17 protein-coding genes and 1 riboswitch are annotated in these 20,681 nt (G+C 40.6%); of the genes, 11 read left to right on the forward strand and 6 right to left on the reverse strand.

All coding sequences use genetic code 11. The features are described 5' to 3' along the window. Window positions 1-24: 24 nt before the first annotated feature. Window positions 25-2,796: a ribonuclease E gene (rne, locus tag GYM74_RS11035; protein WP_220218257.1), complete on the reverse strand. Its 2,772-nt coding sequence runs from the start codon at window positions 2,794-2,796 to the stop codon at window positions 25-27. A 788-nt stretch (window positions 2,797-3,584) separates the two neighbouring features. Next, a complete protein-coding gene (locus GYM74_RS11040; protein WP_220218258.1) occupies window positions 3,585-3,749 on the reverse strand; it encodes a hypothetical protein in 165 nt (54 codons plus the stop codon). Window positions 3,750-4,965: 1,216 nt separating this feature from the next. Here GYM74_RS11040 and syd point away from each other — a divergent pair. The 7 genes from syd to GYM74_RS11075 all read left to right on the forward strand — a co-directional run bounded on the left by syd (window position 4,966) and on the right by GYM74_RS11075 (window position 12,565). After that, complete coding sequence (gene syd / locus GYM74_RS11045) at window positions 4,966-5,505, forward strand: SecY-interacting protein (protein ID WP_220218259.1); 540 nt, start codon at window positions 4,966-4,968, stop codon at window positions 5,503-5,505. Window positions 5,506-5,613: 108 nt separating this feature from the next. Beyond that, a complete protein-coding gene (locus tag GYM74_RS11050; RefSeq protein ID WP_220218260.1) occupies window positions 5,614-6,789 on the forward strand; it encodes an amino acid aminotransferase in 1,176 nt (391 codons plus the stop codon). 1,678 nt (window positions 6,790-8,467) lie between these two features. Next, complete coding sequence (gene purB / locus GYM74_RS11055; RefSeq protein WP_220218261.1) at window positions 8,468-9,829, forward strand: adenylosuccinate lyase; 1,362 nt, start codon at window positions 8,468-8,470, stop codon at window positions 9,827-9,829. Further along, window positions 9,826-10,359, forward strand: a complete 534-nt coding sequence (locus tag GYM74_RS11060; RefSeq protein ID WP_220218262.1) for a GNAT family N-acetyltransferase — start codon at window positions 9,826-9,828, stop codon at window positions 10,357-10,359. Before purB ends, GYM74_RS11060 begins: the two co-directional genes overlap by 4 nt. Next, window positions 10,347-11,132: an amino acid ABC transporter substrate-binding protein gene (locus GYM74_RS11065; protein WP_220218263.1), complete on the forward strand. Its 786-nt coding sequence runs from the start codon at window positions 10,347-10,349 to the stop codon at window positions 11,130-11,132. Before GYM74_RS11060 ends, GYM74_RS11065 begins: the two co-directional genes overlap by 13 nt. Continuing rightward, on the forward strand, window positions 11,129-11,800 hold the full coding sequence (locus tag GYM74_RS11070) for an amino acid ABC transporter permease (protein WP_220218264.1): 672 nt from the start codon (window positions 11,129-11,131) through the stop codon (window positions 11,798-11,800). Before GYM74_RS11065 ends, GYM74_RS11070 begins: the two co-directional genes overlap by 4 nt. A gap of 12 nt (window positions 11,801-11,812) precedes the next feature. Next, on the forward strand, window positions 11,813-12,565 hold the full coding sequence (locus GYM74_RS11075) for an amino acid ABC transporter ATP-binding protein (protein WP_220218265.1): 753 nt from the start codon (window positions 11,813-11,815) through the stop codon (window positions 12,563-12,565). Window positions 12,566-12,620: 55 nt separating this feature from the next. Here GYM74_RS11075 and GYM74_RS11080 read toward each other — a convergent pair whose 3' ends face one another. Beyond that, on the reverse strand, window positions 12,621-13,973 hold the full coding sequence (locus GYM74_RS11080) for an MmgE/PrpD family protein (protein ID WP_220218266.1): 1,353 nt from the start codon (window positions 13,971-13,973) through the stop codon (window positions 12,621-12,623). 172 nt (window positions 13,974-14,145) lie between these two features. On the opposite strand from GYM74_RS11080, the gene folK reads away from it, so the two are divergent. The 3 genes from folK to gluQRS all read left to right on the forward strand — a co-directional run bounded on the left by folK (window position 14,146) and on the right by gluQRS (window position 16,157). Next, on the forward strand, window positions 14,146-14,631 hold the full coding sequence (gene folK, locus GYM74_RS11085; RefSeq protein WP_220218267.1) for a 2-amino-4-hydroxy-6-hydroxymethyldihydropteridine diphosphokinase: 486 nt from the start codon (window positions 14,146-14,148) through the stop codon (window positions 14,629-14,631). A gap of 135 nt (window positions 14,632-14,766) precedes the next feature. After that, window positions 14,767-15,222, forward strand: coding sequence for an RNA polymerase-binding protein DksA (gene dksA, locus GYM74_RS11090; protein WP_220218268.1), 456 nt, complete (start codon window positions 14,767-14,769; stop codon window positions 15,220-15,222). Window positions 15,223-15,260: 38 nt separating this feature from the next. Next, complete coding sequence (gene gluQRS / locus GYM74_RS11095) at window positions 15,261-16,157, forward strand: tRNA glutamyl-Q(34) synthetase GluQRS (protein WP_220218269.1); 897 nt, start codon at window positions 15,261-15,263, stop codon at window positions 16,155-16,157. On the opposite strand, the gene moaA is transcribed toward gluQRS, so the two are convergent. The 3 genes from moaA to GYM74_RS11110 all read right to left on the reverse strand — a co-directional run bounded on the left by moaA (window position 16,137) and on the right by GYM74_RS11110 (window position 19,042). Then, on the reverse strand, window positions 16,137-17,111 hold the full coding sequence (gene moaA, locus GYM74_RS11100; RefSeq protein ID WP_220218270.1) for a GTP 3',8-cyclase MoaA: 975 nt from the start codon (window positions 17,109-17,111) through the stop codon (window positions 16,137-16,139). The genes gluQRS and moaA overlap by 21 nt on opposite strands. Then, window positions 17,104-17,229, reverse strand: a riboswitch (molybdenum cofactor riboswitch). (Overlaps the previous gene by 8 nt.) 32 nt (window positions 17,230-17,261) lie before the next feature. Beyond that, entirely contained in the window at window positions 17,262-18,266 is a 1,005-nt protein-coding gene (locus GYM74_RS11105) for a hypothetical protein (RefSeq protein WP_220218271.1), read from the reverse strand. A gap of 32 nt (window positions 18,267-18,298) precedes the next feature. Further along, window positions 18,299-19,042: a hypothetical protein gene (locus GYM74_RS11110; RefSeq protein ID WP_220218272.1), complete on the reverse strand. Its 744-nt coding sequence runs from the start codon at window positions 19,040-19,042 to the stop codon at window positions 18,299-18,301. A gap of 224 nt (window positions 19,043-19,266) precedes the next feature. Here GYM74_RS11110 and ppnN point away from each other — a divergent pair, with 224 nt between their 5' ends. Continuing rightward, window positions 19,267-20,643: a nucleotide 5'-monophosphate nucleosidase PpnN gene (gene ppnN / locus GYM74_RS11115; RefSeq protein WP_220218273.1), complete on the forward strand. Its 1,377-nt coding sequence runs from the start codon at window positions 19,267-19,269 to the stop codon at window positions 20,641-20,643. Window positions 20,644-20,681 lie beyond the last annotated feature (38 nt).

A 20,681-nucleotide genomic window follows, 5' to 3' on the forward strand; every position in this document is an offset into this window, starting at 1 on the left:
CCGTTATTTTAGATGAAGTATCGATTAGTCATCCGATACCATTGGTTTGCCTGCGGCGGCATAAGCATGGTCTTGAGCACTTAAACCACCAGCATTCCCTTTACCGGCATAATTATAATCTGACTCTTGTCGTGATTTTATTTCTGCTTCACTGACAACATAATCAGGCGCTGGCGCTTTGGTCATTGCTGAAGAGGCGCTACCGGTTGATGAATGCGTGGTGTCAGTCGTTTGCTCAGTTTCAGTTTCAATTTTAGTTTCAGTCGCCGCTTCTTGCTCAGGCTCTGATACCAGTTCGAGTTGTTGCGGTACTTGTTGCTCAGACTTTTGCTCACTTGCCACAACGCTTTTTGTTGTTTGCGGCGCAACCGCTTCACTTACCTCAACTGTTTGCTCAACAGCATCCCCATTGCTACTCACTTCATCTTCCGGTTTAACAATAACCGGTAATAACAGTGAAGGGATCACAACTCGTGTTGGTGTATTTGATTGAGTTTGGCTGACCACTTGACTGTAGTCAATAGCAACCCGACCCAAAGCCAACTCTAACGATGCCGCAGCAAATGGTAATGGCATTGGTGAGGTTTTCAGCTCATTATTTTTCAACCGACGCTTATTACGTGGCCCATTCATACGTAAATGACGGGATGTACGACGTTGGCGTTTAGGTTGAGCGTCCGATGCGGCCGTTTGAGTCTCATCACGCACAATTACCGGTAATAATAACGACGGAATAACAACACGCTCTTGCTGAGCAGGTGCGGTAGCTTCGCTATTTTTTACCCGAACACTTTTGGTTAATGCACGTTGCTGACGTCTTGGTTTAACCTCTTTGACCTTCGGTTGCGGCGCTTCATTAACGGTTTTTTCTGCTTTAACATTGTTATTGGCATTGTTATTAGCATTAGCATTGTTGTTCGCATTATTGTTTTGTTTACTGCGACGATTATTGCTGCGAGTTGTCTCTTTTACTTCATCGCTCGCGGCATTATTGCTATTGTTCGCTGTATGATTATTTTTGTTGTTACGTCGACGATTATTCGAACGTTGGTTATCACGTTTACGGGTCGGTTTCGGTTTAACCTCTGGTTCCGGCTCCGGTTTTTTCGCAACAAATAGGTTACGAATTTTGCTAAACAGACCACCAAATAAACCGGTCGATTTTTCAACCTTCGGCTCGTTGTTCGCTTTGCCGGTACCACACGCTTCAACTTTAGGACCGGATAAGACCGCTTGTTCAACCACAACTTCGGCAACTTGCTCTTCTTCTTCGTCTTCAAGTTCACGAATCAATTTCGGTAGATTGTAACTTAACACATCAGTTTCTTCGCCAGTACGCTTACGGATCACTTTATAAAGCGGTGTTTCCATTTCTTCATCAGCGGCAATGACGATTTTGACATCCGGATGCATTCTTTCAATATTGGTAATGGCTCGTCTTTTTTCGTTCAGCAAGTAACTGGCGATCGGCACCGGCACAATCACATCGATTTGAACAGTATTATCTTTCATCGCTTCTTCTTGAATTAAACGAAGAATCGAGAGCGATAATGAATTGTTATCCCGTACCGTACCTGTACCTTGACAACGAGGACAAATATGATGCGTTGCTTCACGTAACGACGGGCTTAATCGCTGGCGAGACATCTCAAGTAAACCAAAGCGAGAAATACGGGTTGTTTGTATTCTTGCTCTATCGGTTTTCATCGCCTCTTTTAAGCGGTTTTCAACTTCACGTTGATTACGTACCGGCGTCATATCGATAAAGTCGATAACAATTAAGCCACCTAAGTCACGTAAACGTAACTGGCGGGCAATCTCTTCTGCCGCTTCTAAGTTAGTATTAAATGCGGTCTCTTCAATATCACTCCCCCGAATTGATTTAGCGGAGTTAATATCAATTGCAGTTAATGCTTCTGTTGCATCAATCACAATCGAACCACCAGAAGGTAACCTGACTTCACGTTGGAAAGCCGATTCAATTTGCCCTTCAATTTGGAAATGGTTAAATAAAGGCACATCACCGTCATACAATTTAAGACGATTAACATACTCAACCCGCCCTAAATCAACTAAACGTTTTTTAGCAATTTCGAGCACTTTCGGATTATCGATTAAAATATCACCAACATCATCACGTAAATAATCACGAAAAGCACGGGTGATAATATCACTTTCTTTATGAATCAAACTCGGTGCCGGGTGATTTTTAGCTTCGTTTTGAATGGCTGTCCAATAGGTAACCAGTGCATTTAAATCTTGTTGTAACTCTTCCTGACTTTTGCCCACACCAGCTGTTCTAGCGATAACGCCCATACCTTTTGGCTTTTCTAAGGCATCAATGATACGTTTTAAATCATCACGATCTTCACCTTCAATACGGCGTGATACACCGCCGGCACGTGGATCGTTTGGCATTAAAACAAGATAACTACCGGCAAGGCTAATATAGGTTGTTAACGCCGCCCCTTTTTTGCCTCGAATCTCTTTTTCAATTTGAATTAAAACTTCCTGACCTTCTTGTAAATGTTTAATACTACGACGACCAGAAATATTAGACGGGAAATAACTTTCAGCGATCTCTTTTAACGGTAGGAAACCATCTCGCTCACCACCATAAGAGACAAAAGCGGCTTCTAAACTTGGATTGATTTTAGTGATTTTACCTTTGTATATATTGGCTTTTTTTTGCTCATGTCCAAGACTTTCGATATCTAAATCATACAAGCGTTGGCCATCAACAAGGGCAACACGCAGCTCTTCTTGCTGGGTTGCGTTGATCAGCATTCTTTTCATTATTCTACACTCTTAATTAATCTTAATTAATTGTAGGTAGGATTTTATTATTAATAAATGCTTATTTTAACAATGATAAATAATGCTACTGACTAAATATTCTCGTATACGGCATTCATTATTTTATTTGTGTTATTTTTGTTATTATTTTATGTGAATCCTGTATAACGCAAACAATATCAATACGATACTTCACTTTAGAACTAATGGTTGCAAAAACTAACTTTTAATTCAAAAGATTGGTGCAATTTGTCAACACCATTAAACTTATTACTATTGATATTATTGCTATGATTAATTTGCAAACTTCGGTTTGTAAGCGACTTTTGGCAAACCAATTAAATCTTTATATGATTGTTTAAAATAAACATATTATTTAATTATAATAATTCTACTTACGCTATTTTATTTTTTGATAAATTGTAATGTCTAACGCCATTGCTGCATTACACGGATAAAATTATCCCCGCTTATTATTCACGTTTCAGCGAAGGATAGCAAGTAAATTAAACTTGCTATTTTATCGACAGTTAGCCAATCTTTTTTTAATTTTGCCAAGATACTATTGATAATATTAACAATATGGTTGTTATAGTGATAATTTTATACTGAAACGTGGGTATTTTCTGAAAGTTCTTATCAAGATTTGGTGTTTTTTGCTTAAACACCTATGTTTTCTGAAACTTCTTGACAAGGTTTTTATTTCGTTAAAAGTTGCGGTTTTTTGGTTTGCAGGTTTCGGACGCTGTTGATTGGTTGATATTTTCATTACGGTGTCTGCGTCCGAATTAGGGGGATTTTATGCGAAATCCCCCTAATAACCCCCTCGCAGCACCACCCAAAGCGGTCTTCGACTGCCCTCCGCCTTCGTTCGGTCTTAACGCACCGGCGCTGATTTGTTCCGGACAAAGCAGCGCCTCGCCAAACATCCCTGTTTGGCGTGCTAACCTCACTCAGTTGTCGGCGCTTTGTGAAGGTGCGGGTTGGTGCATTTGTTTGCTTTTGTGGAAGGTAAGGATTAGGGTTTGGGAATATTTTGGAAATATCTTAAACATTTGTTTTTATACTTAAACATGGGTATTTTCTGAAAGTTCTTGTCAAGGGTTTGTGTTTTTTGCTTAAACGCCTATGTTTTCTGAAACTTTTTGACAAGGTTTTTATTTCGTTAAAAGTTGCGGTTTTTTGGTTTGCAGGTTTCGGACGTTGTTGATTGGTTGATATTTTCATTTTGGTGTCTGCGTCCGAATAGGGGGATTTTATGCGAAATCCCCCTAATAACCCCCTCGCAGCACCACCCAAAGCGGTCTTCGACTGCCCTCCGCCTTCGTTCGGTCTTAACGCACCGGCGCTGATTTGTTCCGGACAAAGCAGCGCCTTACTAAACATTCTTGTTTGGCGTGCTAACCTCTCTCCGTTGTCGGCGATTTATGAAGGTGCGGTCTGGTGCACTTGTTTGCTTTTGTGGAAGGTAAGGATTAGGGGTTGGGAATATTTTGGAAATATCTTAAACTTTTGTTTTTATACTTAAACATGGGTATTTTCTGAAAATTCTTGTCAACATTTCGTGTTTTTTGCTTAAACATCTATATTTTCTGAAAGTTTTTGACAAGGTTTTTATTTCGTTAAAAGTTGCGGTTTTTTGGTTTGCAGGTTTCGGACGCTGTTGATTGGTTGATATTTTCATTATGGTGTCTGCGTCCGAATTAGGGGGATTTTTTGCGAAATCCCCCTAATAACCCCCTCGCAGCACCACCCAAAGCGGTCTTCGACTGCCCTCCGCCTTCGTTCGGTCTTAACGCACCGGCGCTGATTTGTTCCGGACAAAGCAGCGCCTTACTAAACATTCTTGTTTGGCGTGCTAACCTCTCTCCGTTGTCGGCGCTTTGTGAAGGTGCGGTCTGGTGCACTTGTTTGTTTTTGTGGAAGGTAAGGATTAGGGTTTGGGAATATTTTGGAAATATCTTAAACTTTTGTTTTTATACTGAAACATAGGTATTTTCTGAAAGTTCTTGTCAAGGGGTTGTGTTTTTTCTTAAACACCTATGTTTTCTGAAACTTCTTGACATTTTGGTGCACTTTATCATGATGCGAGAAAGATTATCGTGTATATCGCAATACAATCAGTATAATACGACAATAATATAGCAATAAAAGAGATTTAGATTGTTAATGAGTGTTCCTGAAAAAAAAGCCTTAATTGATTTTACCACACGCTGGATAAAGCAGTTTGACAACGCCCCTAAAAGTGAAGAGTTGCATGCCATACCTTCACCTTGCATAATCAAAACAGAGCAGCTAGCGGTATACTGGCAACCTTTTTTACTACAGCCGGCAAAAACGTTAGCTATTGCCGAACAACTGGTCGGCATTACCCTTCAACAAAGTGCCCATATTTTTTATGGCACGCAATATGCCGGCAATATGTCTGCAAAATTTGAACAGACAAATTTAGTGTTGCTCCAAGCGTGGAATGATGATGACTTCTCTAATCTTGAACAAAATATAATCGCCCATTTATTGCAACAAAAAAAATTAAGACGATTACCGACAATATTTATTGCCGCTACCGATGAAAGTACCGAAATTGTGGCATTAAATAACCTAACTGGCGAAGTGGTAATTGAAGACCTGATTAGCGGTGAAGTACGCCCATTGGCAGAAAATTTAACTTGTTTTCTCAATAAGTTAACCGTTTTGCCAGCAGCGTAAGTTGACCCCTAAAAATTATTTATCGGTTTAACATCATTAACGAAATTGTAAAGTACAAAATAATGTGTTTATAATGCGTTGAGAGTCATTAAAGGAAATAGGTGAATTATGTTTGAATATTTACTCCAAGCACCAGCTGATCCCATTTTAGGACTAGCGGATCTCTACAACAGTGATGAACGTACCAACAAAATAAATCTTAGCGTTGGGGTTTATAAAGATGAAACCACCAAAACACCTATTTTAGAGAGTGTGAAAAAGGCAGAACGTCTATTATTAGACGAAGAAACAACAAAAAGTTATTTGCCTATTGATGGCGTCCCTCTATTCAACCTTGCAACTCAAAAACTGCTTTTCGGCAGTGAAATGGAGCGAGCACGTACCGCCCAAGCACCCGGCGGAACAGGCGCTTTACGCATCATGGCCGACTTTTTATCACGCCGCACAAAAGTAAAACGCATCTGGGTAAGCAACCCTTCATGGCCTAATCATCGCAGTGTTTTCCAAACCGCCGGACTTGAAGTGCGTGAATACCGTTATTACGATGCACAAAATCATGGACTTGATTTTGCCGGATTAATGGAAGATTTAAACCTTGTCACCGCTGGTGAAGCGGTACTATTTCATGGTTGTTGCCATAATCCAACCGGCATCGACCCTACACCAGAGCAGTGGCAAGCTATCTCTGAGCTAGCGCTAAAAAATGGCTGGCTACCGCTATTTGATTTAGCTTATCAAGGATTTGGACAAGGGATTGAAGAAGATGTCTATGGATTGCGACTTTTTGCTAATCATCATCCTGAACTGTTGATTGCCAGCTCATATTCGAAAAACTTTGGACTTTACAATGAACGGGTTGGCGCATTTACCTTAATTGCTGCTGATGCTGAAATTGCCGATCGTAGCTTTAGTCAAGTTAAAACGATTATTCGAGCCAATTACTCTAATCCGCCGGCACATGGCGCTAAAATTGTCTCTTATATTTTAAACAATGATGAACTAAAAGAAGAGTGGATCGACGAATTAACCAGTATGCGCCAACGTATACACCGTATGCGACAACTGTTTGTCAAAACACTGCAAGATAAAGGTGCCAATCAAGACTTTAGTTTTATTGCAAAACAAAACGGTATGTTTTCTTTTAGCGGACTGAGTGAAGAACAAGTACTGAAATTACGTGATAATTATGGGATTTACATTGTAAATTCCGGACGTATTAATGTTGCCGGTATGACGCTGGATAATATGTCCAGACTTTGTGAGTCGATCGTTGATGTATTATAAACCGTAGCTAGTGGCTTGATAATATTTTGATGTTATCAAGCCGTAAAGATTACATCCTTTAAGATGCGTTATAGTTTAAAACCATACTGGTTTTATACTTAAACGTATATGTTTTCTGAAACTTTTTGACAAGGTTTTTATTTCTTTAAAAATTGCGGGTTTTTAGTCCGCAGGTTTCGGACGCTGTTAATCTGTCGATATTTTCATTATGGTGTCAGCGTCCGAATTAGGGGGATTTTTTGCGAAATCCCCCTAATAACCTCCTCGCAGCACCGCCCAAAGCGGTCTTCGACTGCCCTCCGCCTTCGTTCGGTCTTAACGCACCGGCGCTGATTTGTTCCGGACAAAGCAGCGCCTCGCCAAACATCCCTGTTTGGCGTGCTAACCTCGCTCAGTTGTCGGCGCTTTGTGAAGGTGCGGTCTGGTGCATTTGTTTGCTTTTGGGAAAGGTAACGGTATGGGTTTTGGGATATTTTGGAAATATCTAAAACTTTTGTTTTTATACTGAAACGTGGGTGTTTTCTGAAAGTTCTTGTCAGGGGGTTATGTTTTTGCTTAAACACCTATATTTTCTGAAACTTTTTGACAAGGTTTTTATTTCTTTAAAAATTGCGGGTTTTTAGTCCGCAGGTTTCGGACGCTGTTAATCTGTCGATATTTTCATTATGGTGCCTGCGTCCGAATAGGGGGATTTTATGCGAAATCCCCCTATACCCCCTCGCAGCACCACCCAAAGCGGTCTTCGACTGCCCTCCGCCTTCGTTCGGTCTTAACGCACCGACGCTGATTTGTTCCGGACAAAGCAGCGCCTCGCCAAACATCCCTGTTTGGCGTGCTAACCTCGCTCAGTTGTCGGCGCTTTGTGAAGGTGCGGTCTGGTGCATTTGTTTGCTTTTGGGAAAGGTAACGGTATGGGTTTTGGGATATTTTGGAAATATCTAAAACTTTTGTTTTTATACTGAAACGTGGGTGTTTTCTGAAAGTTCTTGTCAGGGGGTTGTGTTTTTGCTTAAACACCTATATTTTCTGAAACTTTTTGACAAGGTTTTTATTTCTTTAAAAATTGCGGGTTTTTAGTCCGCAGGTTTCGGACGCTGTTAATCTGTCGATATTTTCATTTTGGTGTCTGCGTCCGAATAGGGGGATTTTTTGCGAAATCCCCCTAATAACCCCCCTCGCAGCACCACCCAAAGCGGTCTTCGACTGCCCTCCGCCTTCGTTCGGTCTTAACGCACCGGCGCTGATTTGTTCCGGACAAAGCAGCGCCTCGCCAAACATCCCTGTTTGGCGTGCTAACCTCTCTCAGTTGTCGGCGCTTTGTGAAGGTGCGGTCTGGTGCACTTGTTTGCTTTTGGGAAAGGTAACGGTATGGGTTTTGGGATATTTTGGAAATATCTAAAACTTTTGTTTTTATACTGAAACGTGGGTGCTTTCTGAAAGTTCTTGTCAGTGATTTGTGTTTTTTGCTTAAACGCCTATATTTTCTGAAACTTTTTGACGGACACTAACTTTTTTAAGCTTTCCGCCAGGGATTAGTTGGCTTTTTAAACAGATCCCTTCGTTAATGTTTAGAATATTCCATTTAGTTATATCCATAGGCAAACTGGTTATTAGACGATACCTCGATAATTATTAATAATTGTGCAAAAGGATAACAAGAATTATTGAGGATTGTTGGGTGGCTTCACATATTTTAGATTTTTTAGTTTTAGGTAATAACTTTGGTACCAGTGAAATGCGAGCGGTTTGGTCGGAACAAAATCGCTTAGAAAAGCAAGTTGAGGTGGAAGTTGCGTTAGCACAAGCGCAAGGTGAATTAGGTGTTATTCCTGCCGATGTAGCAAAAACCATTGTGAGTAAAGCCAATGCCGCTCAATTATCCCTTGAAGAAATTGCCGAACAAGCGGCTAAAGCTAAGCACTCGTTAATGTCAACCATTAACGCCCTTCAACAGCAAGTTGGTCAAGCCGGTCAGTTTATCCATTATGGCGCAACCACTCAAGATATTGTCGATACCGCAACGGTGTTGCAGTTAAAACAATCTTTTTCCATTATTGAACGTGATACCAAGCTGGTCGCTCTTGAGTTAAAACGTTTAGCCAAACAGTATCAATATCTACCAATGGTTGGGCGCACCCATGGTATGCAAGCGTTACCGACGACCTTTGGTTTTAAGCTGGCAGTCTGGCTTGATGAGTTTGTCCGTCATTTACAGCGGTTAAACGAAATCAAACAACGGGTGCTCGTGGGGAATATCAGTGGCGCAATTTGTACTTATGCCTCAATCGGTAAACTGGGATCGCAAGTTGAAGAACGTGCTTTATCTCGACTAGGACTCAATACCCCCAATATTGGCTGGCAAGCAGCACGTGATCGCTTTTCCGAATATGCCTCAGTCATGGCACTTATCAGCGGCAGTTTAGGTAAAATTGGCAATGAGTTTTATAACTTAATGCGCACTGAAATTAATGAAGTGGAAGAGCCGTTTTCTGACGGTAAAATCGGTTCAACCACCATGCCCCATAAACGCAATCCCGCAGCTTTAGAAGGCCTTGCCAGTTTAACTGCGCCTTTATTAAAAAGTGTGGCATTAATCCATGAATCGATGAAAGTTGAACATGAACGTGACGCCATGAGCTGGCGAGCGGAGTGGATCGCCCTGCCGGAAATTAACCTCTATATTTCAGCACAATTACAAACAGCGTTAGCGGTGCTTAAAGGTTTGAAAGTCAATGCCGATCGTATGTTAGCCAATTTATCTCTACAAAATGGCTTACTGCTTTCAGAAAAGGTGATGTTTGAAATAGGTAAACGGCTAGGCAAGCAGACTGCACATCATTTGGTTTATCAATGTGCGATGCGAGCGTTTGAGCAAAATCAACCGTTTAAAACCGTGTTACTGGCCGATCCAAATTTAAATCAAGAATTTAGCGAAGCCGAACTTGATAGCTGGCTCGATCCAATTAACTATCTTGGCTTAGCACCGGAAAAAGTCGATCAGGTTATCGATTATGCTGAGCAAAGTGGAGTATTAGCATGAGCGTTCGCCTGATCACCCACGCCGATATTCCTGCTTATCAACGGCTGTTACATGATGCCTATCAAGCTACCACGCAATTAGGGATCCATTTCGCTGCCGCAACGGTCACGCCAGAACAAATCGCCCGGCATATTGATTCAAATGCCGTTTATGTTTATGAAAAACAGGGGCAATTAGTTTCAACGTTAAGCATCCGTTTTCCGTGGGGCAATAATCCCGGGCCTTATGGGTTACCGCATTTAGGTTGGTTTGCAACCTGTCAGCACTATAAAGGACAAGGTTTTGGCAATGCGCTATGGGAATTTGTTGAAAAGCAGATTTTAATTAACCAGCTAAAGTTACCCGCTGTCACCCTCGGCACGGCAGCAAATCACCCATGGTTAGCACAGATTTATATTAAAAAAGGCTACCATGAAATTGGTCAAGCCGATTTAACCGCTGATCACACCACTATCTATTTTGAAAAAATATTTAATCATCAAAGCTACAGCGAATGGCAAAACAGGAGTACCAAAATATGCAAACCATAAAAACCCTATGTTCGGCAGCGTTAATCGCTAGCTTAACCTTATTAACGGCATGCGATAACCAATCGAAAACTCAAGCCCCCGAAAAGACCGTTATTAAAGTCGGTTCAACCGGTCAAAGTTATCCTAATGGTTATAAGCAGGATGATAAATTAGTCGGTTTTGATGTGGAAGTAACACAAGCCATTGCCAACGAGTTAGGCTATCAAGTTGAATGGGTGATTGCTGAATTTGGTGGCTTAATGGGGCAGTTTGATTCGGGGCGATTAGATACCATTGCCAATGCCGTTGCCATTACGCCAGCCCGTCAAGCTAAGTATGATTTTTCCAATGCTTACAGCTTTTATGGTAGCCAAATTGTGACACATAAAGATAATCAAACCATTAACACTCTGCCCGACTTTAACGGCAAAACTATTGCCGGCGTTTTAGGGTCAAATCATATTAACAATCTGAAAAAAGCCTTCCCGAATAATGAGATCACCATTAAAACTTACGAAACAAGGGACGGAGCCATGTATGACACCGAATATCAGCGTGTTGACGGTTATGTCAATTCTAAACCGATTTTACTGGCCGAAATCAAACGCAAAAATTTACCGTTTAAATTAGTCGGTGATCCAATCACTATCGAACAAGTGGCGTTCCCATTTAGTAAAGATGAGAAAGGTCAGGCACTGCGTGAAAAATTTAATCAAGCTTTAGAAAAGTTACGTGCTAATGGCACCTTGAAAAATCTATCGATTAAATATTTTGGCGAAGATATTACCTCATGAATTTTAATATAGACTATTTTTTTGGCGTGTTTGGGCAGATATTACCGTATTTGCCGGTCACGCTTTTTATTGCGATAGTCTCAATATCATTTGCCATTGTTTTAGGATTGGCTATCGCCCTGTTGCGTAATAACAAGATAATAATTGTTGATGCAATTTTTTCGCTGTTTATTTCGCTATTTCGTGGTATACCGTCGGTCGTGTTACTGTTTATTATCTATTACGGATTACCACAAATCTTTCCGGTATTAAAGCAAATGGGCGCAACCACGGCGGCCATTATCTGCTTTAGCCTAAAATATGCAGCCTATTTAGCCGAAATCTTTCGGGCGGGTTTGGCATCGGTCGATATCGGTCAGAAAGAGGCGGGATTGACATCGGGTTTAACTATCTTTCAAGTTTATCGAGGCATAATATTGCCACAAGCAATGGTTAACGCCCTGCCCAATACCGGTAATATGTTTATCTCGTTACTTAAAGATTCATCAGTAGCTTTTTTTGTCGGTGTGCAAGAGTTACTTGCCGCAGGGAAGATGTTAACGGCCAACTCTTTTCTCTATTTTGAAACCTATTTAGCGGTGGGTATTGTCTATTGGCTTACTGTGGTCGCTTATTCGTGGCTACAAAAGCAGTTAGAACGAAAACTGACTAAGCCATATCATCGTTAAAGGAGGCGGATTATGATTAAGGTATCAGAGCTATCAAAAAGGTTTGCCAATAATCCAGTATTAAAAGAAATTAACCTAAATGTAAAACAAGGTGAAGTGGTGGCAATTATTGGTCCGTCAGGTTCGGGAAAATCCACCTTATTGCGTTGCTTAAATTTATTAGAAAAACCCGACAGCGGCATTATCCAAATTGGCGAGGTGACGCTTGATTGTCAGCACTATAATCACAGGCAAGAGACCGAATTGCGTAAACAGTCGGCAATGGTGTTTCAACACTATAACTTGTTTAAAAATAAAACGGCGTTAGAAAACATTACTTATCCGTTAATCGTTGGCCAAAAAATGGATAAGAAACAGGCGTTGCAACGAGGGCTGTGGTTACTTGAAAGGGTGGGCATGGTTGATTATGCCAATCAATATCCGATCACGTTATCCGGCGGGCAACAACAACGCATTGCTATCGCCAGAGCGCTGGCAGTCAGACCGAAAGTGTTGTTATTTGATGAGCCAACCTCCGCACTCGATCCGGAGCGGGTGCACGAAGTATTACAAGTGATGCTGCAACTTGCTAAAGAAAATATCACAATGATTATTGTGACGCACGAAATGGAGTTTGCTAAATATGTGGCCGATCGGATTATCTTTATGGCTAACGGCATTATTGTTGAGGAAGGCTTAGCAAAATCAATTATCGACAATCCCCAAAATGCCTTAACCCAACGCTTTTTACGGCAATTAACGGATGATATCGATTTTCAAATTTAGTTAACTGTTTAACCACAGTTAATTAACCGTCAACTGAGGTAAAAACCGAGCTTGATTACAGCGTCAACCAATGGCGCTGTAAAAATTGATCTAAACTTAACCCGTTTGCCAGTTGTTCAATATCGGCCAATAAGTTATCGGTTTTTTGCTCATCCCCGACTGCTTGCAGTAGTTTTAAGCGCATCTGCTCACTGGTATAAGGATTTTGTGGTGATCCTTTAGGAAAATCAATCCGCTGTGAAAGCTTATTACCGCACAAAAATTCGATTTCAACAACCACATAGCGATTTGAGGACTTATGACAGGTATTGGCCGTTTGATAATGGCGTTGCATTTTTTGCATTAACGACACAATATTGTCAGCAATCGGCTCAGGTGAAAAACGTTCAAAATCAAGTGGATAACCTAGCAGCGTCAAGGCTAAAATATATTCCGCGGAAAACCGCCCCTGCTCACCGGTTGTCGGGGATTGGTAAATTAACGCCGCATCGCTTTTCGGAGGCGCAAAACAGAGGGTAATGTTGGCAATGTTATCCGGCTTAAATTGTTGCTGCTGATAAAGTAATTGCCCAGCATCGGCAATGTAAGCAGCCGCTGAACAATAAGAGTAGGTTTTAAACCATAGCCCGGGCTCAACGATTTTCCACGGTTTTGCCCATTGTTGTAAGGTCAATTGCTCATTATTCTGCCCATAAATAGCTAAAAAACCGAGGTTTTCATCTAAAAAATTTTGATCGGCAGTCAAACCCGCTCTTAACCATTCAACGGTTTGCAATGCTTGTTGAGCGGCTAGCCCGGCATGTAAAAACTTAATCGGTGTCCCCATTAACAGGCGCATGCCGGCGGCTTGAGTCGCCGCTAAAGCAAAAGCTTCGGTTAAAAACGGTTCTTGATATAAGTAGCAAATGGCGACTGTTGCGGCAATGCCGCCTAAAGTGGCCGTCGCATGCCAACCTTTTTCATAATGGTAGGGATTGACACTTTTTCCCAACAATGCCATAACTTCAATCCCGATCACATAGGCGGTTAAAAAGCGCCGGCCGTCAATATTTGTTGGTGGTTTATCTAACCGTACACTGGCAAACAGTGCAGATAAAATGACGGCTGAAGGGTGACCTCGTACATCGGCGTGGACATCATCATAATCCAGACAGTGCGCTTGGAAACCATTAAATAGTGCCGCTTGACGAGCAGTCGCTAACTGCTTGCGACCAACCAGCCATGCTCGTTGGTGCCCGCCTTCATCGGTTAACCACGCCAGCAATTTTTGCGCATCTGCATCATTATGCGCTTGTAAGCTACTGGCAAAATAGTCAGTAACGCCGGCAATGGCTCGACGGATAACAATGCGATCACTGATTACTGGTGTCTGTTCGATAATCTGCGCTAATTGTTGAGCTAAATTCATGGACTGTTCTCGTCATGGGTTAATGGCTGCTTATATTTTTAATAAACGCTATTTGGCTAGGTTTAATGAATCATATCACTTAATCGGTTTAGATAAATATGTTTGATCACGATTTTCTATGTTAAAATGCTCGACCTTCGTTAATCATAATCTGATAAAGTCACCGGTTATTATGTCAATTTGTTATATTGCTTTAGGTAGCAACCTTGATGATCCTTTTGCTCAAGCTAATCGTGCTATTGCAGCGTTAAAACAGTTACCTAATTCCAGCGTGTCTGCGGTGTCGCCTTTTTATCGCAGTAAACCTTTAGGGCCGCAAGATCAAAATGATTATCTTAATGCAGTTATCAAACTGACCACCACGCTATCACCGATTGAATTACTCGATCATCTGCAAGCGATCGAAAAATCGCAAGGGCGAGTTCGTAAAGATAACCGTTGGGGCGCAAGAACGTTAGATCTCGATATTTTACTTTATGATGATTTAATCATCGACAGTGAAAGATTAACTATTCCACATTATCATATGAAAAACCGAGAATTTGTGCTTTACCCGCTGTTTGATATCGCACCCGATCTTATTCTACCTGATAACGATAACTTGTCTGATTTAGTTTCCAAATGTTGTGAAAATGGAATAAAAAAGTGGAATAAGTAATTATCTTTATTAATAACAGATAGTTGTCGTTTTTGATTTATTTTTCAGCAAAAAAATATTAAAAAAAATTTGCCAAAGGCTAATTTATTGCTATAGTTTAGCGCTTGCAAATAATCTGTACTTAAGGGGATTGCTGTGAAAAAGGAACAAAAATTAAATACATCTTCTCTTAGCCTACTTTCAATTGCTGGGCTAGAGCCTTATAAAGAGGCAAAAGATGAGGAGTATATGAATCCTAAGCAATTGAAACATTTCAAACTTATCTTAGAAGCATGGCTTTCACAACTTCAAGGTGAAATGGGGAAAACTGTGTCTCACATGCAAGATGAGGCTGCTAATTTTCCAGATCCAGCTGACCGGGCAACACAAGAAGAAGAGTTCAGTTTAGAATTACGTGCTCGTGATAGAGAACGAAAACTTATCAAAAAGATTGAAAAAACATTAAAGAAAATCGAATCCGATGATTTTGGTTATTGTGACTCTTGTGGTATTGAAATCGGTATTCGTCGTTTAGAAGCAAGACCAACAGCGGATTTATGTATCGACTGTAAAACACTTGCAGAACTCCGCGAAAAACAAATGGGTATATAATTCCCATTTAATCAATAAATTATCTTCATTAATCCGATATGCCTAAACGCTATATTGGTCGTTTTGCCCCGTCGCCTTCAGGGCCACTTCATTTTGGTTCATTGGTGACGGCTCTGGGTAGCTATCTTCAAGCCAAATCTTGCCAAGGTAAATGGTTAGTTCGGATTGAAGATATCGACCCGCCCCGTGAGGCGAAAGGGGCATCATCCCTTATATTAAAAACACTTGAAGCCGTTGGCTTATATTGGGATGACAGCGTATTGTATCAATCAGCTTGTAGCGAGCGCTATTTAGATATACTGCATTCACTGTTAGCTAAGCAGCAAGCTTATTATTGCAACTGCACCCGTGCGCGCATTCACCAACTTGAAAATGGTATTTATGATAATTATTGTCGCCAGCGATATTTAACCATTGGTCAGGGGCAACCTTTAGCGATTCGCTTAGCACAACATCATCCGATTTTTCAGTTTGAAGATAAAATTCAAGGTTTACAAACAGTTGAGCCAGCTAAGGCAAAGGAAGATTTTATTATTCATCGAAAAGACGGGCTATTTGCCTATAATTTGGTTGTGGTGTTAGATGATCATTATCAAGGCATTAGCGAAATTGTGCGAGGTGCGGATCTATTGCCGGTTACCGCTCAACAAATTTCGCTTTATCAGTTGTTTGGCTATCCGGTGCCAACTTACTGCCATTTACCGCTCGTGTTGGATAATCACGGAAATAAACTTTCCAAGCAAAATCACGCTAAACCGATTGATTTAAACAATTTAACAGCGTTAACCGTTCAAGCTCTACAATTTTTAGGGCAACCTATCTTGCCGGATTGGCGAGATGCCAGCCAAACCGAACTGCTGCAATGGGCGATTGAACACTGGCAGTTAACCGATGTGCCACAACAAAATCGCCTATCACCCGCCAATATAGGATAGATTTGGTAACATACCGATCTGATGCTCTTGCAGTAAATGTTTTTCCGGTTTTATCATTAATGAAGCGAGGATTCGAGCTTTAAGTTGGGCTTTTTGCGCTGGACTGACCAATAGGTCACGCAAATCAACCGCCGCTTGCCCAAATAGGCAGTAATGCAACTGACCCAATGATGAGACTCGCAAACGGTTACAACTTTTACAAAAATCTTTTGAATACGGCATAATCAGCCCGATCTTGCCCTGATAGTCGCTATGCGCATAAACCTTAGCCGGGCCGGATAACGGCGCTTTGGGTTGTAATTGCCAACCTTGCTCAATTAATTGCCGCTCAATCATTTGACCGGAAAAGTGATAACGTTGAAAAAAAGGCTGACTTTCAGCAGTTTCCATTAGTTCAATAAAGCGTAATTCAACTGGTCTATCTTTAAGCCAAATCAGGTAATCAGACAGGTTATCGTTAAGATTTTTCATCAATACAGTATTGATTTTAACTTTTTTAATGCCGACTTCTAACGCTTTTTCAACACCTAAAATTAATGAAGTTAATTTATCTTGCCCGGTGATGAGCTTAAACACGTGTGGCGAAAAACTATCAATACTCAGATTAATAGCGTTCAGACCGGCTTGCTGCCAATGCGCAATATTTTTTAATAAACGTGATCCATTGGTGGTTATTGCCAGTTCAGTCACACTCGGATATGTGGCTATCAGCGATAGAATATCAATAAAATCACGACGTAAGGTCGGCTCGCCACCAGTTAAGCGAATTTTATGCACGCCAAGTTCGGTAAATGTTGAGACAACATTACCGATCTCATTAAGCGATAAAAACTGATGTTCTTTGTTGGGGCGATAACCGTCAGGCAAACAGTATTGACACTGAAAATTACACTGCTCGGTAATCGACAAGCGTAGATATTGAAATCGACGCTGAAAATTATCCATTAATTGCATATCACAAACACCTTATCCAAATCGGGAAGCATAGCCATTTCTGCGCTATACCGCGGCTAGTCCACCATATGAAATCCAAACTCACTTAGGTGAAAAAGCTTCAGAGTTTGTTTAAGTCTAGCATAGACACTATTTATTGACTACGGACAATTAATTGTTATCACTATTCGATGATTGATTAGAGGATTCAATTTCATCATTATTACTTTCAGTATGAATAACGGTGATGTAATTGGGTATAGTCGGCGCACAGCGATAAAGATAGACCCACTGCATACCATTTTGTTCAATTTTTATGTATTGCTTAATTAATTTGTCACTTTCAGTATCGCTAGGCGATTGTTGATCTTTATATTGATCAAGAAATTCTTTTATTATTTCCTCACCCTCGGTTAATGGGCCTTGATAATTTGCTATATAATCTGCACTTAACTGCTCTAATTTCTTTAAGAATAAGGCTTGCTCTTTTTCAATATTAAACTGCTTAGGATTATGATAGCCTAAAGTGGTATAAATCCTGTCTGCGATCGGTGAACCTGTGTTGACTTGTTTTTTTTTGCCACAAAATATATTTAAAGGGAGCAACAATATTACCCCCAAAATAAAGAGATACGATGTCGGTACCAATGAGATTTGCAAATAGAGCTGTATCAAGCCCCAAATACAACTTGAAATGCCGATCAGCTCCAAGACCTTTACAATCAGTGATGTGCGAGTTTTAGGATTTTCAACGCTCGCTTCTGTACCCTCTATAACATAAGGATGCATCCATATTATATGATCAGCAGGTCGACGTAGCGCATAGGCAAAATAGCTACCACCGTCAATTGGGTCAACCACTACCTCAACATAATCACCGTCAGCAAAAGCAACACGACTACAAACCCCTTCAATTAGCTTATCACCTAATTTAAATCGGTAATATTGTTCAATATTTGGCGTATCGCCCTTGCCGGCTGAATCCTGTGCAGCAATCATTTGATTGATTTTATACACCACAGCGAGATAACCGATTGAGTTTAAATTAATATCCGCACACCCAGCTAATTGGCGGGCTTGAATAAAAGTCTCTCGTGATGAATAGACAGCTAAATCCGTGATATAACCAGTGATAATTTGATAATGTGCAATCGAGGTTGTGGTGCAAGATTTCATAAAATTCCTTCTTTGTTATTCGTTGATGCTATCTAGTCAATAATTGGTAGCCAGTTAGGTAATGTTGGCGTTTTACAATAATAATCACATTCGCCTTTAAATTGCGCTAACGGTTTAAATTCGGGTGTCTGCGGATCATTAAATATGTCACTGGCACCTGCACGATATAATTTTTTAAATCGTATGGTTTCGCCAGCAACGCTATGTCGCCAAGGTTTTGGATAACCCCAAGAAGCTAAAACTTGATTACCAAAAAACGAGTACCCGCCACCTGCCGCAAAGAAGATGAAAATAATGCTAAATATCCACCCCCAAAAACTATATTTAATTACATTAAGCAGGTAACTCAATGACGCATCATTGCAAAGGCTTATAATTAAAAATACAAGACAACAAATCACAACCATAATCGTAGTTAAAATAAAGTTTATTTTCAAAAATTCACATGTTGACATGCCAATATAACGGGGAAAAATCAACATGTGTTGCGCTGGAATTCGAATGGCATAGCATTGATAAGTATCGTAGTCTTGTGGCGGTTTGACCAGCATTTCAACATAGTCACCCTCTTCAAAAGCAATGAGGCTAACTCGCCCTTCGACCGCATGATTACCCACATAACAGGTGAAGTATTTTCCTTTTAACAACGGGCGAGATTTGAATAAATAACTAAAAAAAGCCAGAATGGATGAGATTAATAGCAGAGTTTGATCGTCCTTTTCTCCTTTCTTCAACTTACTGACAGTCCCTTTAAGTAAATAAAAATCTTTTTTCATTGATAACTCGCTAACTTTGATTAATACCTTGTAGTCTGAATAATATGACAATTTTTAACGTTTTTTGCTTATTATAGGGGATTTATTTATTTCATAACTAGAAAATTTTTTTCATTCACTCTATTACCCTATATTTTTAGGTTATTTGCAGCTTTGCTTAGTATTCATTCTATTTCGGTATATAATGATTTCCTTGTCGATAAAACCGTCAAATGGAGGTTGTGATGATCACCCAAGTAAGCCCTTTTGGATCAATGGATTTGCTGGCACAAGCTGAGGTTGATATTTTAAAAAAATCAGCCAATAGTGAACTCTATCAGCTATTTAGAAATTGTGCATTAGCGACACTTAATGCCGGCAGTAAAACCGATAGTACTAAAGAACTTTTAGATAGATTTAAATCGTTTGAAGTCAATGTTATTAGTAAAGAGCGTGGGGTCAAATTAGAGCTTATTGATGCCCCGGAAAGCGCTTTTGTCGATAAGAAAATTATTCGCTCAATACAGGCAAATCTTTTTGCGGTGTTGCGTGATATTCTTTTCTTAAACAGCCAAATTAGTGCAGTAAAACAGTTAGTTTCCAATGTGAAACTTGAAAAAGATCTCTCCTATTACATCACCAACCTTGTGTTTTCGATTTTGCGTAACGCCAATGCGCTACATGTTGGCGAAGAGCCTAACCTTATTGTTTGTTGGGGTGGGCATTCGATTAATGAAAACGAATACTATTATGCCCGTCAAGTCGGCATGCAGTTAGGGCTACGTGAGCTTAATATCTGCACTGGCTGTGGACCCGGCATTATGGAAGCCCCAATGAAAGGCGCCGCTGTTGGTCATGCTCAGCAACGTTATAAAGAAAGCCGATTTATTGGTATGACAGAGCCTTCAATCATTGCCGCTGAGCCACCTAATGCACTGGTAAATGAACTTATTATTATGCCGGATATTGAAAAACGACTTGAAGCGTTTGTCCGTATCGCGCACGGTATTGTGATTTTTCCAGGCGGTCCGGGCACTGCTGAAGAGCTGCTTTATATTTTGGGTATTTTGTTAAATCCGGCCAATAAAAATCAAACCTTACCGCTTATTTTAACCGGTCCAAAAGAGTGTGAAGATTATTTTACGGCAATCGATGACTTTATTCGTAATACCCTTGGTGAACAAGCGACTCAACTTTATCAAATTGTGATTGATTCACCGGAAAAGGTCGCTCGGATTATGAAAGAAGGGGTCAAACAGGTTAAATCTTCTCGCTTAAAAACCGGCGATGCTTATGGATTTAACTGGCTGCTGAAAATCGATGAATCACTCCAGCATCCGTTTACGCCAATTCATGAAAATATGGCTGCGCTGAATTTACATAAAGATCAACCGGTTGAGCTATTAGCCGCCGACTTACGCCGTGCTTTTTCCGGTATTGTTGCCGGCAATGTCAAAGAGTTTGGCATGAAGCAAATTGCTGAACATGGTCCATACAAGTTGCAAGGAGATCGTGAGCTGATGAAACAGTTGGATAATCTGTTACGCAGTTTTGTTAAACAAGATCGGATGAAATTACCGGGCGGAAGCGCTTATCAGCCATGTTATGAGATCTGTTATTAGTCCTGTTAATTATATCCTTTAATGATATCACTACTCTG

Source organism: Gilliamella sp. ESL0405 (genome assembly GCF_019469205.1).
Taxonomy (GTDB): Bacteria; Pseudomonadota; Gammaproteobacteria; order Enterobacterales; family Orbaceae; genus Gilliamella.

Coding starts and splice junctions, on each gene's coding strand:
- rne (WP_220218257.1), bottom strand. CDS start 2,796: ATGAAAAGAATGCTGATCAACGCAACCCAGCAAGAAGAGCTGCGTGTT.
- GYM74_RS11065 (WP_220218263.1), top strand. CDS start 10,347: ATGCAAACCATAAAAACCCTATGTTCGGCAGCGTTAATCGCTAGCTTA.
- folK (WP_220218267.1), top strand. CDS start 14,146: ATGTCAATTTGTTATATTGCTTTAGGTAGCAACCTTGATGATCCTTTT.
- GYM74_RS11070 (WP_220218264.1), top strand. CDS start 11,129: ATGAATTTTAATATAGACTATTTTTTTGGCGTGTTTGGGCAGATATTA.
- GYM74_RS11110 (WP_220218272.1), bottom strand. CDS start 19,042: ATGAAAAAAGATTTTTATTTACTTAAAGGGACTGTCAGTAAGTTGAAG.
- ppnN (WP_220218273.1), top strand. CDS start 19,267: ATGATCACCCAAGTAAGCCCTTTTGGATCAATGGATTTGCTGGCACAA.
- GYM74_RS11050 (WP_220218260.1), top strand. CDS start 5,614: ATGTTTGAATATTTACTCCAAGCACCAGCTGATCCCATTTTAGGACTA.
- GYM74_RS11080 (WP_220218266.1), bottom strand. CDS start 13,973: ATGAATTTAGCTCAACAATTAGCGCAGATTATCGAACAGACACCAGTA.
- GYM74_RS11105 (WP_220218271.1), bottom strand. CDS start 18,266: ATGAAATCTTGCACCACAACCTCGATTGCACATTATCAAATTATCACT.
- moaA (WP_220218270.1), bottom strand. CDS start 17,111: ATGCAATTAATGGATAATTTTCAGCGTCGATTTCAATATCTACGCTTG.
- GYM74_RS11075 (WP_220218265.1), top strand. CDS start 11,813: ATGATTAAGGTATCAGAGCTATCAAAAAGGTTTGCCAATAATCCAGTA.
- syd (WP_220218259.1), top strand. CDS start 4,966: ATGAGTGTTCCTGAAAAAAAAGCCTTAATTGATTTTACCACACGCTGG.
- gluQRS (WP_220218269.1), top strand. CDS start 15,261: ATGCCTAAACGCTATATTGGTCGTTTTGCCCCGTCGCCTTCAGGGCCA.
- GYM74_RS11060 (WP_220218262.1), top strand. CDS start 9,826: ATGAGCGTTCGCCTGATCACCCACGCCGATATTCCTGCTTATCAACGG.